The sequence below is a fragment of the Prochlorococcus marinus CUG1433 genome, assembly GCA_017644425.1.
Taxonomy (GTDB): domain Bacteria; phylum Cyanobacteriota; class Cyanobacteriia; order PCC-6307; family Cyanobiaceae; genus Prochlorococcus_A; species Prochlorococcus_A marinus_U.
On the sequence record JAEPLN010000001.1, the window covers coordinates 500,207 to 513,392 of the forward strand.

The 13,186-nt window shown below is 32.4% G+C and carries 12 protein-coding genes; 6 read left to right on the forward strand and 6 right to left on the reverse strand.

Annotation, left to right across the window (positions count from 1 at the left end; translation table 11 throughout):
- Window positions 1-73 precede the first annotated feature (73 nt).
- The 4 genes from coxB to JJ842_02960 all read left to right on the forward strand — a co-directional run bounded on the left by coxB (window position 74) and on the right by JJ842_02960 (window position 3,558).
- On the forward strand, window positions 74-877 hold the full coding sequence (gene coxB, locus JJ842_02945; protein MBO6970872.1) for a cytochrome c oxidase subunit II: 804 nt from the start codon (window positions 74-76) through the stop codon (window positions 875-877).
- The gene (ctaD, locus tag JJ842_02950) at window positions 874-2,499 is read left to right on the forward strand and encodes a cytochrome c oxidase subunit I (protein ID MBO6970873.1); all 1,626 of its coding nucleotides are present in this window, start codon (window positions 874-876) and stop codon (window positions 2,497-2,499) included. The genes coxB and ctaD overlap by 4 nt, the downstream gene beginning before the upstream one ends.
- Window positions 2,500-2,505: 6 nt before the next feature.
- The gene (locus JJ842_02955; protein ID MBO6970874.1) at window positions 2,506-3,108 is read left to right on the forward strand and encodes a heme-copper oxidase subunit III; all 603 of its coding nucleotides are present in this window, start codon (window positions 2,506-2,508) and stop codon (window positions 3,106-3,108) included.
- A gap of 96 nt (window positions 3,109-3,204) precedes the next feature.
- Window positions 3,205-3,558, forward strand: a complete 354-nt coding sequence (locus tag JJ842_02960) for a transcriptional regulator (GenBank protein ID MBO6970875.1) — start codon at window positions 3,205-3,207, stop codon at window positions 3,556-3,558.
- Between the two features lie 10 nt (window positions 3,559-3,568).
- Here the strand turns inward: JJ842_02960 and JJ842_02965 are convergent, their stop codons facing one another.
- Window positions 3,569-4,222: a riboflavin synthase gene (locus tag JJ842_02965; GenBank protein ID MBO6970876.1), complete on the reverse strand. Its 654-nt coding sequence runs from the start codon at window positions 4,220-4,222 to the stop codon at window positions 3,569-3,571.
- Between the two features lie 112 nt (window positions 4,223-4,334).
- Between JJ842_02965 and JJ842_02970 the strand changes: the two genes are divergently transcribed.
- Window positions 4,335-5,477 carry an aldo/keto reductase gene (locus JJ842_02970; GenBank protein ID MBO6970877.1) on the forward strand — a complete coding sequence of 381 codons (1,143 nt, stop codon included), beginning with the start codon at window positions 4,335-4,337 and terminating at the stop codon, window positions 5,475-5,477.
- Here JJ842_02970 and JJ842_02975 read toward each other — a convergent pair.
- The 5 genes from JJ842_02975 to topA are packed head-to-tail and all read right to left on the reverse strand — an operon-like array spanning window position 5,466 to window position 11,480.
- The gene (locus tag JJ842_02975) at window positions 5,466-6,464 is read right to left on the reverse strand and encodes a hypothetical protein (protein ID MBO6970878.1); all 999 of its coding nucleotides are present in this window, start codon (window positions 6,462-6,464) and stop codon (window positions 5,466-5,468) included. The genes JJ842_02970 and JJ842_02975 overlap by 12 nt on opposite strands.
- Entirely contained in the window at window positions 6,465-7,622 is a 1,158-nt protein-coding gene (locus JJ842_02980) for a TIGR00303 family protein (protein ID MBO6970879.1), read from the reverse strand.
- Between the two features lie 4 nt (window positions 7,623-7,626).
- Window positions 7,627-8,268, reverse strand: a complete 642-nt coding sequence (locus JJ842_02985) for a DUF2232 domain-containing protein (GenBank protein MBO6970880.1) — start codon at window positions 8,266-8,268, stop codon at window positions 7,627-7,629.
- Between the two features lie 20 nt (window positions 8,269-8,288).
- Window positions 8,289-8,867, reverse strand: coding sequence for a hypothetical protein (locus JJ842_02990; GenBank protein ID MBO6970881.1), 579 nt, complete (start codon window positions 8,865-8,867; stop codon window positions 8,289-8,291).
- Window positions 8,868-8,873: 6 nt separating this feature from the next.
- Window positions 8,874-11,480: a type I DNA topoisomerase gene (topA, locus tag JJ842_02995; GenBank protein MBO6970882.1), complete on the reverse strand. Its 2,607-nt coding sequence runs from the start codon at window positions 11,478-11,480 to the stop codon at window positions 8,874-8,876.
- 175 nt (window positions 11,481-11,655) lie between these two features.
- Between topA and JJ842_03000 the strand changes: the two genes are divergently transcribed.
- The gene (locus JJ842_03000; GenBank protein MBO6970883.1) at window positions 11,656-13,176 is read left to right on the forward strand and encodes an NAD(P)H-quinone oxidoreductase subunit N; all 1,521 of its coding nucleotides are present in this window, start codon (window positions 11,656-11,658) and stop codon (window positions 13,174-13,176) included.
- The last annotated feature ends 10 nt before the right edge of the window (window positions 13,177-13,186 follow it).

Below are 13,186 nucleotides of genomic sequence, written 5' to 3' on the forward strand. Positions count from 1 at the left end.
CTTTTAACAAAGGATGCAGGATTAAAAAAATTGAATATCTTGAGGATAGAAATACAAATTTTCAAGGAATCAATTGTTAAATAAAAACATTTATTTAATTCTAATTATTTCGCTCGTTTTTGGTATATCTTTTTGGATTGGTTTTAATGTAAATTTGCTCCCAGCGGAAGCAAGTATTAATGCACCAATTTACGATGAACTTTTTAAAATTCTTTTCATTATTGGATTAATTATTTTTATAGGAATGACAATAGCAGTCATTTATAGCTTATTTAAATTTAGGAAAAGAAATGATCAGATAGGCGATGGTATAGCTTTAGAGGGAAATTTAAGCTTAGAAATTGTATGGACAATTATCCCTTCAATAATCGTTTTATTAATAGGTCTATATAGCTACAACATCTACGATCGAATGGGAGGGATGAAAGAACTAAATCATAACCATGAAATGATGAGTTCTAACACTGAAAAAATATGGGCTGGAATAAGTCAAACTTCTGATAATGAAATAGCAATAAATAATTTATCAATTGAAGTTTCAGCTATGCAATTTGCATTTCTATTCAATTATCCCAAGGGCAATTTCATATCAGGAGAACTCCACGTTCCTGTTGATCAGAAAGTATCAATGAAAATGGAATCCAAAGATGTCATTCATGCTTTTTGGGTACCGGAGTTCAGAATTAAGCAGGATATTATTCCTGGACAACCGACTATCCTAAATTTCACTCCTACAAAAGTAGGAAAATATCCGATAATTTGCGCAGAATTATGTGGCCCATATCATGGAGGAATGAGAGCCTCCATAATTGTTGAAGAAGAATCTGATTACAAGGAATGGTTTAACAAAAATAAAAAACCAGAGGTAAATTTATGACAATATCAATTGATCCACAAAAAACTAATAATGAAAGTCTTCAACCTAAAGGCTGGCTTAGATACTTTAGTTTTAGCCTTGATCATAAAGTAATTGGGATTCAATACTTGGTTTGTGGTTTTCTCTTCTATTTAATAGGAGGAACCTTAGCGAGCGCTATAAGAATTGAACTGGCCAGCCCAATGTCTGATTTTATGCCAAGAGATGTTTATAACCAAGTTTTAACTTTACACGGAACGATAATGATATTCCTTTGGATAGTGCCTGTAGTTAACGGTGCTTTTGGAAATTATTTAATTCCATTTTATGTAGGTGCAAGAGATATGGCATTCCCAAGATTAAATGCCGTAGCTTTTTGGTTAATTCCTCCTTCAGGTTTGATGCTGGTAGCAAGCTATTTTGTTGATGGTGCTGCTCAGGCTGGATGGACTGCTTATCCACCTTTGAGCATAACTACTCCTCAATCGGGACAAATTATTTGGATTCTGAGCGTTCTATTACTTGGAGGCAGTTCTATATTTGGTGGAATAAACTTTATCGCGACCATTATCAAATTAAGAAGGCCAGGATTAAAACTTATGAAATTGCCAATGTATTGTTGGGCAATGCTTGGAACAAGTCTATTAGTTGTTTTGTCAACTCCTGTATTAGCTGGCACCTTAATTCTACTTAGCTTCGATATCATCGCTAATACAGGTTTTTTCAATCCTGTCTTGGGAGGCAATGTCGTAGTTTATCAGCATTTATTTTGGTTTTATTCTCATCCAGCTGTATACATTATGGTCCTTCCTGCCTTTGGTTTAGTTAGTGAAATACTTCCTGTACATGCTAGAAAACCACTTTTTGGATATACAACAATGGTTTTTTCAATAATGGGGATAGTAGTTTTAGGTTTAGTTGTTTGGGCACATCACATGTTTACGAGTGGAACGCCACCTTGGATGAGGTTGTTCTTTACTATTGCCACGGCATTTATTGCTGTTCCAACAGGTATAAAGTTTTTCAATTGGGTTGCAACATTATGGGGAGGTAAAATTTCTATCAATAGTGCAATGTTATTCTCTTGCGGATTTATTATAAATTTTGTTTTTGGAGGTATCACAGGAGTTGCTTTGGCACAGGTACCTTTCGATATTCACGTACATGATACCTATTTCGTTGTAGCCCATTTTCATTACATAGTTTATGGAGGGACTGTTTTTATTATTTTTTCTTCAATTTATCATTGGTTCCCAAAAGTAACTGGGAAAATGCTCAAGGAAAAATTAGGAATTTTACATTTTATCATTACCTTTATTGGATTTAACTTGTGCTTTGCTCCTCAACATTGGCTTGGTTTAAATGGAATGCCTAGAAGAGTTGCGGAATATGATCCTCAATTCCAGTTCGTTAATCAAATTAGTAGCCTAGGGGCTCTTTTGATGGCTATGAGTACAATTCCTTTTTTAATTAATGTATATCTTAGTGTGAGAAATGGAAAAGATGCTGGAGATAACCCTTGGAATGCTCTTACACCTGAATGGTTAACATCTTCTCCACCTCCAGTTGAAAATTGGGAAGGGGAAGCTCCATTAGTTGAAGAACCATATGGTTATGGTAAAGAAATTACTGAAGGAAAATAAAAACATATGACAACTCTTGATAGCTCAAAAGAAATTCAAAAAAATAATTCTGAAGCCAATGAAACACATGAAGACTTCAGAATGTTTGGTCTTATAACTTTCCTAATTGCGGACGGAATGACTTTTGCTGGATTCTTTGCTGCTTATTTAACTTATAAAGCAGTAAATCCATTACCTGATGGTGCTATTTATGAATTAGAACTACCAATACCTACACTCAATACAATTTTGTTACTTATTAGTAGTGCAACTTTCCATAAAGCAGGCAAAGCACTTTTAAAAGATAAAAACTCTGAATCCCAAAAATGGTTATTTTTTACTGCTTTTCTTGGAATTATATTTTTAATATGTCAATTATTTGAATATTTTCATTTACCTTTTGGATTAACCGATAATTTATTTGCAAGTACTTTTTATGCTCTTACTGGTTTTCATGGATTACATGTCACTTTAGGCACTTTAATGATTTTAATTATTGCTTGGCAATCGAGAATCAAGGGCGGAAGATTAACTAGTCAAAATATGTTCCCCTTGGAAGCTGTTGAATTGTACTGGCATTTTGTAGATGGAATATGGGTTATTTTATTTATTATTTTGTATCTTTTATAAAAAACTAAATTTTAAAAATTAAAAATATTTTTTATTAATTTATATTGCCACAGTTCTCCTTTTAGTAAGATTATATAATTAGAAATTTGTCAGATAATGCTAGAAGGAAAAGAACTTCTTGAAAAAGCAAAATTATTAAGTAAAAAATCTGAAGATGAGATAGCAAAAGGTTGTGGTTACGTAGGTCCTAGCGGAAGAATCTTAAGAAAAAGTTTTTATAAAGCGCTTATTGAAGCTAAAGGTTACAAAATAGGAAATGGTCGGCAGGGGAAAAATGGTAATAGAGCTTCAAGAGGCAGACAGACAGAATTCAAAACTAAAGTTCATGGCAATGGGAACCTATTAATTGGTCATGCATACACCAAAAAATTAGGTCTAGAACCTGGTCAGGAATTTAAAATCGATCTTAAAAAAGAATCAAAAACAATTTATCTGATTCCATTAAATTAAAAAATATATTTTACCAACCGTTTTCTTTAAGCCACTCGGAAGAAATATTATTTGAAGATATATCTTGATTACTATTTTTATTAAATAAAAGTAATTTCTCTACATATTTAATTAGTGCATCTGCCTCAAGGTTTACGCTGTCACCTATATTTAATTTATTTAGATTTGTGTTATGCCAAGTATGAGGAATTATCGCAATAGTAAATATTTCTCCTTCTTGCTCATATTTTGCAATAGTAAGACTTATACCATTTACACAAATACTCCCTTTATTAACTACATATTTTGAAAAATTATTATTTTTCCACTTTATTGATAAGAGCCAAGATTTCTCTAATTTTTCTATATTCTCGACCGTTCCAAGGCCATCAACATGCCCGCTGACTATATGCCCGCCTAGACGATCAGACACCCTTAGAGCCGGCTCCAAATTAACAATCTGATTCAGGTTCGACTTTACTCCTAAAGTTGTTTTTTTTAATGTCTCCTCACTAACATCAACAGTAAATTTATTTTGAAAAATCTCTTTAACTGTCAAACAAATTCCATCAACAGCTATGCTGTCACCGATTGCCATATCAAATAAATTATCTAGAATTTCAATTTCTAAAATATTTTTTTCTTGTCTTAGTTTTCCAACTGATTGAATTATTCCTGTGAACATAGATTTAAGAAAAATATTTTTGCAAAATTTTGTATTTACTTTAATTTACTTTAAATGATTTTCAACTATAAATAAATTAAAGAGTAAATAAAAAGAAATTGATCATATTTAGATGATTATTAATTCACAAAAAAGATCATTTGGTAGAGGGGAGAAAGTGAGCTTATTCACTTTAGGGACAATGCGCGCAACTGAAAGTCTCGAAAAAATGTATAGCATAATAAAAAATGCATATTATGTAGGAATTAACCATATAGAAACAGCACCCTCTTATGGTGATGCTGAATCACTTATTGGAGATTCAATAAAAAAATTAGCAATAGAAGAGAATATAAAAGAAAAAAATTGGGTGATTACTTCCAAAGTTTTACCAAAGGGTGATTTTGACTTTTTAAAAAAAAATTTTAAAAAGTCTCTTGAAAATTTAAATCGCGAGAAAATTAATAATCTTGCAATTCACGGACTTAACTTAAAACAACATCTAGATTGGGTTCTTGCTGGAGAGGGTAAGAAATTCATATCTTGGATACTTGAAAAGGAACTAGTCGATCAAGTTGGTTTTAGTTCTCACGGAAGTTATTCACTAATTAAAGATGCAATTAACTCTGAAGTTTTTACTTTTTGTAGTCTTCATTTACATTATTTAGATCAATCTAAGATTGATTTAGCAGAGGAAGCTATAAAAAAAGGGATGGGAGTTTTAGCAATATCCCCTGCTGACAAAGGCGGTAGATTGTATTCTCCAAGTGAAATTTTGATAGAGGCCTCTAAGCCCTTTCATCCATTAGAATTAGCATATCGATTTCTGCTAGCAAAAGGCATTACAACTTTATCCTTGGGGGCGACAAACAAAAAAGATTTTGAATTTGCGCATAAACTTAGAAACTCATTCCAGAAGCTTACAAAACTAGAAAAAGACGCCCTGAATAAAATTGAGAAAGTTTCTAATGAAAGATTAAATTCAACCAAATGTGAACAATGTAGATCTTGTCTTCCATGTCCAAATGAAGTGCCTATTCCAGAAATACTTCGTTTAAGAAATATATCTATTGGTTATGGCCAATTAGAATTTTCAAAAGAAAGATACAATTTAATAGGAAAAGCTGGCCACTGGTGGGTAGAAAAAAATTCCTCATTTTGTCAAGAATGTAATGAATGTATTCCTAAATGTCCTAATAAATTAGATATACCAAATTTATTAAAGGAAACTCATAACTTATTAATTGAAAATCCTACAAAAAGATTATGGGGATAAGGACTCATTCCAGATATTTTTAAGATTAATTTTTTGTTCATTTGTTAATACAGAAAAAGACCAACTATTTTCCCAACATTTCTCAGAAGGTCCTGAGATGGGTAACATTTCAGATTTATATTTACTTTGCAAATAATCACTATTGAATGGAAGATACCAACCCTGGCTTACTAATTTATCTACTATTGATTTATTTTCTAAAGATTTAATCCATTTAATTAAAATTGCATTATTTAGATTTGATCGACTAAGTAGAAAATGCCACATCAAAGGTACACCTTGGCTTGGGAAAACTAAAGAAAGCCTTGGATCTATTTTTAAATATTTTGAACAAAAACTGTAAGGAACTATTGCGACAATAGCATCAGAATTAATCAACCAATTGAGCATATTTTTATCATCAAATAACATTGCTTGGCTTTTGAGTTTTTTTAAAGAATTGTATGAATTAATTTTTTGAGCAATCGACAATATTATTCTGGGACTTTGTGGAAAAATAATTTTCCCAGTTAATTTTTTAGAAAGAAGAAAATCCCAAGATGTTCTGGCTGAATTTATTAATTCTTTATTATTTTTAATGATAATTGTATAGGGTACTACGCCAATAGGAAATAATTTACTCCTCTGATTTTGATTAAAACTTCCCAAAAAATCTATCGATCTCTTATCCAAATTTTCGAACAGTTCATATTCATTTATTTTTTCAAATTCTGAAAAATCTATACTAGAAATCCACCCATCATTTATTAAAGTAAAGTCAGAATTGAAAATTGTGTTTATATTTTTTTGTATCCGAATATTTTCAAAATTAATTTTTTCCTGCTTCCAATCTTTTGGAATCGTATCTTTAAAAGATTCTGGATAAAAAGAATTTTGTAATGCAATTTTTAATTTATTAGGTTGATTACTGCAAGAGTTTAAGAAAAATAAAAGCGAAAGCTTACCACAATTTAAAAATTCTCTTCTAGTTGTAAATTTTGAAAACATTCAGCAATCCTTCTCTAAAGAAATTTGACCCAGGCCCTTCATCATTTCCAGATTTAGTTGACACAATGAAACTATTTCTTCATTTTTAAATCCATCTAAGAAAGCAAGCAATGATATTCCACCAGCACCTACACCTTCTTTCACATGACCTAATTCATAATCCTTCAATTCTTTGTATTTTGAAGATTTGAAATTTAAAGGACTGGCTAAACCTAATAATTTGACATCATATTTTTGATTAATTAAATTAACTAAATCATTTAGAGAATTATCTTTCACAAGCCACCCAGTTGTAGCAATAAAAACATCTTCAATAAATTCATCTTTGTTTTTTCCATCTAACATTTCTAGTACAAGCAAAATGATCGCTAACATCTGACTTCCTCCAGACAATATTACAGGTTGTTTTGCCAACCTGGCACCATTTAATAGACCCATTGAGAAAGCTTGGAAAGGATCACCTACCGCCGCGACAACATCAAAAGAGTCGAAATCAGCCTTGAAATTAGCATTGAAAAGTCCTCTTTTAACTACTTGTCTTCTTAATTCTCTTGGAGCTTTAAATAAACTACTCCCTACTAAATTAGATACCTGCAAACCAAAAGCTTCCATTACTGCCTGTGCAGTTGTGGTGCCCCCCGGCACAGATTCAGAAATTAAAACTGGTTGTTTTAAGGATTTTCCTATCGCAAGACCTTTTTCATAGAGATTTAAAACTCTCTCTTTAGTCATCGATTTACCAGTAGTAAGACAATTTGATGGCCCCAAATTTCTATCTTCTACAACCAAATGATCAAAGTAAGGCTTTACTCCTATTCCCAAAGGAACAATAACTGGATAAATATTTATAAGCTTTGAACAAACATGACTGATTAGGGCAGGAGTTACTCCTGCATTAAGGAGAGGCAATTTATATTTATGACCCTTTGAAGCACCATTAAGCAAAAATTCGGCATCTGCCAGAGCAGTTATTCTTCTTGATTTTGCATTAATACCTGCAGCAGAAATTCCTTGAATTTGGGATGTATTAGTGCTTGCAATTACAAGAAATATTTTGAAATTATTTATATTTTTTTTCAGTATCTGTATTCTATTAATTTGTTTTTTTTTATTGGATTCACTGCCAAAAAAATTTATCCCTGATTCTGTACAATGCATTTCTTTATAAACCATTTAAATCAAATAAGCTATTTAATAATCTTGGAGGATCTGGAATAGTTAATTTAAACCTTGGGAAGAGCGAATAGGCAACTACATGTATCGTTAAAACATAAACTATTTCTTGAAAAATTATTAATAAGATAGCACCTAGTTGAATACTTAAAATTGAGGGAGAAAAAGGTAAATTAAATAATCCAATAAACTTTTCTATTAGACTAAAACTTGCTCTTGTAATTAACACCCAAAGATTATCGCCAACTAATGTAGATAATGCTATTACTCGCAGGAAGAAACCAAGAGTTCCAATCACGACTCCTAAAGTTAAACTTAATTTCCAACTTTTTTCTTTAAACCAACACCAACCCAACCAAAAAGCCAAAATCCCATAAGGGAATAAAAATAAGGTTCCCCTTACTGGACCCATTATTATAAATAAAAGTAAAAATTGTATTAGAAGTCCTTCCAATGCAGTTTTAGTTCCTCTTCTCAAGTGCAAAAGGATAATTGGGAGTGGCAAAATCAACCTCAACAAAGCTCCACCAATTGGCAAATAATATAGAGCAACCCATAATAGAGCCGAAAGAGATGCTAAATACGAGGTCTCGACGATATTTAGTGCTTCAGTTTTTGATGTTATTTTCATCTTTAGTTGAAAATTTTTAATTAATTTTTATTCATACTTTTTTTGTCTGAATTTAAGATACGTTCAATCTTTTCTATTTCAAAATTTACCTCAGAATTACTTAATATGGAACTTAATTCTTGAGTAGGATCTTTTGGATCTACATCTTTTAAGATAAATATTATTTTGTAAGATTGAAGCTCAATTTTTCTTTTTTTTGAAGAATTTTTAATTTTATTATTTTTTTGTTTTGGTATTTTTTCTAAATTTATATTCTTTTTATTTTCTAGAACATTTTCTGGCTTTTCTACTTTGATTGTTTTTTTATTTTTTTTATCATTGAACTCTTTATTTTCTTTTTCTACAATTTTTTTATTTACAAGAATATTTTTTGGCTTTTCTACTTTGATTGTTTTTTTATTTTTTTTATCATTGAACTCTTTATTTTCTTTTTCTACAATTTTTTTATTTTCTAAATTCTTTTTGAAATCTTCATTTTGGCCTATTTTTTCTAAATCATTAAAACTACTTTCAAGAAAATTTCCAATCCTACCTCCAGAACATGATTGCAAGAAAATTAAAAAAATTAATAAAAAAAATTCTTTTTTTTTCAAAATCATATTTTTCTAACTTTTCTTTTTCCTTGTATTTTTTTTATTACCAATCTTTGTTTTTTTTAAAATAGAGCCTTTTTTATCTTTTAGTTTTTGTTCTAAAAGAAATACTGCTTCATCTATGGTGATTTTTTCTATGTCGGTATCTTTGGCAATCGAAACGTTAGTTTTGCCACATTTTAAATAAACCCCATATCTTCCATTTAATATTTGAATTTTTTCTTTAAATTCTTTCGGTTTACCAAAGTCTTTAAGTACCTCTTGACCACCTCTACCCATTTTTGGCATCGCAAGAATTTCTAATGCTCGTTTTATATCAACTGTAAAAACATCATCCTCTTTCTTTAGGGATCTATTTTCAGATTCGTTTTCATTTTTAATCCATTTAATATAGGGTCCAAATCTTCCTCTGTCAGCCTCAACAATACCTCCTTCAGGATGGACTCCCAACAACCTAGGCAAACTTAAAAGTACAAGGGCTTGATCTAGAGTTAGATCATCAGTTTTCAACTCTTTGGGTAATGAAGCTCTTCTTGGTTTAGCTTTATCTTGATCACTATTTCCCAATTGTACGTAAGGTCCATAAGGGCCAAATCTTAAAAAAACTTTTTCCCCAGTTTTTGGATCAGTTCCAAGATCTGATGGACCACTTAAAATTTGATCAACTTGCTTTATGTCTAAATCTCCAGGAGTAATATCCATTGGAAGATTACCTTTCGCCTGAATTTCATTTCCAGATTCATCAATTTTTGTACCCTCTAGCCAAGGTCCGTTAGAGCCTATTCTGACTACGCAAGGAAGGTCATCGAAATCAACTTGTCTATAAGCTTTACCATCAATATCACCTTCCGTTTTCTGAACTTTTACCTCCAGACCATTTTTACCTTTATAGAAAGTCTCAAGGTATGGAAGCCACTCAAGATTACCTGAAGAAATTTCATCCAATGAAGATTCCATTTTTGCAGTAAAAGTAGTATCCACCAAATCAGGGAAATGCTCTTCTAATAGAGCGGTAACAGCAAAAGCTGTAAACGTTGGAGCCAAAGTATTGGAAGATATATTTGCATAACCTCTATCCACAATTGTCCCAATAATGCTTGCATAGGTAGATGGTCTCCCAATCCCTTCTTTTTCAAGAACTTTAACTAATGCAGCCTCTGTATATCTTGCGGGTGGTTTAGTTTCATGAAAAGTAGATTCCTTATTAGTAACTTCAAGAGTTGTTCCGGTTGTTAGATTTGGGAGAATAATTTCTTGTTGTTCAAGGGATGAACTAGGGTCATCACTTCCCTCGACATAAGCTCTGAAGAATCCCGGGAAATCAATACTTTTCCCACTCGATTTAAATAATCCATCCCCAACACTAATTTCAGCATTAATCATTGTCAGCCTAGCTTCCGCCATTTGACTAGCTACTGTTCTTTTCCAAATTAAATCGTAAAGAGATAAGTCTCTACCAGTTAGATTAGTTTCCTTTGGTGTTTTAAATACCTCACCTGCGGGCCTAATTGCTTCGTGTGCTTCTTGAGCATTTCTTGCAGTTGAATTAAATTGTCTTGGTGCGTTAGATAAATATTCTTTTCCGTACATAGAGCTGACACATTCTCTAGCAGCTTTTGTGGCTTGTTCGGAAAGATGAACCGAATCAGTCCTCATGTATGTTATGAAACCTCTCTCATATAGTCCTTGTGCACATCTCATAGTTTCTCTTGCAGACAAACGAAGCTTCCTATTTGCTTCTTGTTGCAATGTACTAGTTGTAAATGGAGGAACTGGCTTGCGAGTAGATGGTTTTTTTTCTATTTTTGAGACTAACCAATCCTCAGAGGAAAAAATCTTCAATAAGTCATTTACTTTTTCTTCTCCAATTATTAAAGATTTATTTCCTTGTTTTAATTTACCGGTCTGTTCATCGAAATCGGAACCATTAGAAATTCTTTGGCCGTTTAAGCTAAATAATTTAGTTTCGAAAGTAACATTATCTTTTACTAGGGAAGCTTTAATTCCCCAGTAACTTGCTTTTTTAAAGGATCTTCTTTCTCTCTCTCTTCTAACAAGAAGTCTTACAGAAACTGATTGAACACGCCCAGCAGATAAACGGGGGGCTACCTTCTTCCAAAGTAAAGGAGATAATTCATATCCAAAAAGCCTGTCCAAGATTCTCCTGGTTTCTTGAGCCTGAACAAGTTCCATATCAATTTCTCTGGTTTGATCTAAAGCTTTATTAATTGCCTTTTTTGTAATTTCATGAAAAACCATCCTCTTAGTAGGTATTTTAGGCTTAAGTATTTGCAGAAGATGCCAGCTAATACTCTCTCCCTCCCTATCTTCATCAGTAGCAAGTAATAGTTGGGTTGCACCTTTCAATGCATCTTTAAGCTCTTTAACAACCTTTTTCTTCTCTTTTGGAACTATGTAAAGCGGTTCAAAATCTTCCGTTGTATTTACTCCTATCCTTGACCATTTTTCCTTTTTGACTGCAGCAGGTATTTCAGCCGCCCCTTTTGGAAGATCTCTTACGTGTCCCATAGAAGCAAGAACTTCAAAATTAGAAGGCAAAAACTTTCTTATAGTTTTTGCTTTGGTGGGACTTTCAACAATAACTAGTGTGTGATCCAAGGTTTATTTCAAAAATTGGTGTTTTTGTTCAGTTAGGGCATATTATGATTATTTGAAACTTTTTCAAGTAATTTCTCTTGAAAATTTCAAAAATCATACCCATAAATTATAATCAAGTTAAGATTAACTCTTTGATCATTACAATCAATCATTTAATTTAATCCTATTTAATAAAGTGCCCAACGAAATCTTTACAATTAATTTAAATGCACAAGCCATTATTCCAGAGGCCTTTATCTTATTAGGCATTGTTGGAACTCTTCTTGTAGATTTAGCGGGAGAAAAAACTGCATCAAAGTGGGCACCAACAATTTGCTATTTATCAATCGGCAGCTCTCTTTTAAGTTTAGCCTTGCAATGGAGTAATCCAGTAAATAGTGCATTTCTTGGTTCTTTTAATTCAGATAATTTAGCAATAGCATTTAGAGCAATAATAGCTTTATCAACTTTAGTTTCTTTACTTATCAGCTGGCGTTATACAGAGCAAAGTGGAAGCCCTATTGGGGAGTTCGCAGCCATAGTTCTTTCGGCGACTCTTGGGGCAATGCTTCTGTGTGGATCTACTGACCTTATTAGTGTATTTATATCTCTTGAGACTCTTTCGGTGGCGAGCTATTTACTTTCTGGTTATCTCAAAAGAGATCCTAGAAGTTCAGAAGCAGCTTTAAAATACTTGCTTGTTGGTTCAGCTGCTGCGGCAGTCTATTTGTACGGCTCCTCTTTTCTTTATGGATTAAGTGGTTCAACAAACTTAACAACAATTGGTTTAGAAATAATAAATAAGCCCTCATTCATTACCTCTTTAGCTCTTGTATTTGTCTTATCAACTGTTGCATTTAAAATAGCTGCTGTTCCTTTTCATCAATGGACTCCTGATGTGTATGAGGGATCACCTACACCTGTAGTGGCTTTTTTATCTGTCGGTTCAAAAACAGCAGGGTTCGCATTCGCTATAAGAATACTAAGCACCACTTTCTCTTCTTTCGATGAGGAATGGAAACTTTTATTTACTATTTTGGCTATCTTGAGCATGGTTCTAGGAAATATAGTAGCTCTAGCTCAAACCTCAATGAAAAGGATGCTAGCTTACAGTTCTATTGGTCAAGCTGGATTTGTAATGATTGGAATAGTATCTGGTACACAAGATGGGTTATCAGCTGCTGTTTTATATTTGGCCGCATATTTGTTTATGAATTTAGGAGCTTTTTCATGCGTAATACTTTTCTCATTAAGAACTGGTTCTGACAGGATTCTTGATTACTCAGGACTTTACCAAAAAGATCCTCTCATTACATTAGGCTTGAGCCTTTGTCTTCTATCACTTGGAGGTTTACCTCCAATGTTAGGATTTTTTGGAAAGATATATTTGTTCTTTGCAGGTTGGGCAAATCATCAGTATCTATTAGTAATCGTTGGATTAGTTACTTCAGTAATATCTATTTATTACTACATTTCAGTGATAAAAATGATGGTAGTTAAAGAACCAAAGGAAGCTTCTGAAATAGTAAAATCATACCCTGAAATTAATTGGGAAATTGTGGGATTACCACCCTTGAGAATTGCACTTTATACTTGCATTGCAGTAACTGCTCTTGGAGGAATCCTCTCTAATCCTCTTTTTAAATTAGCTAACACAGCAGTTTCAGAAACTCCTTTCTTACAAGATGTTATTGCTGTAGCAAACAATATTTCCTAGAGGAATTTCT

Excerpts from the sequence above, each read along its gene's own strand:
- ctaD (MBO6970873.1), top strand. The coding sequence starts at position 874 with ATGACAATATCAATTGATCCACAAAAAACTAATAATGAAAGTCTTCAA.
- JJ842_02955 (MBO6970874.1), top strand. The coding sequence starts at position 2,506 with ATGACAACTCTTGATAGCTCAAAAGAAATTCAAAAAAATAATTCTGAA.
- JJ842_02960 (MBO6970875.1), top strand. The coding sequence starts at position 3,205 with ATGCTAGAAGGAAAAGAACTTCTTGAAAAAGCAAAATTATTAAGTAAA.
- JJ842_02965 (MBO6970876.1), bottom strand. The coding sequence starts at position 4,222 with ATGTTCACAGGAATAATTCAATCAGTTGGAAAACTAAGACAAGAAAAA.
- JJ842_02970 (MBO6970877.1), top strand. The coding sequence starts at position 4,335 with ATGATTATTAATTCACAAAAAAGATCATTTGGTAGAGGGGAGAAAGTG.
- JJ842_02975 (MBO6970878.1), bottom strand. The coding sequence starts at position 6,464 with ATGTTTTCAAAATTTACAACTAGAAGAGAATTTTTAAATTGTGGTAAG.
- JJ842_02980 (MBO6970879.1), bottom strand. The coding sequence starts at position 7,622 with ATGCATTGTACAGAATCAGGGATAAATTTTTTTGGCAGTGAATCCAAT.
- JJ842_02985 (MBO6970880.1), bottom strand. The coding sequence starts at position 8,268 with ATGAAAATAACATCAAAAACTGAAGCACTAAATATCGTCGAGACCTCG.
- JJ842_02990 (MBO6970881.1), bottom strand. The coding sequence starts at position 8,867 with ATGATTTTGAAAAAAAAAGAATTTTTTTTATTAATTTTTTTAATTTTC.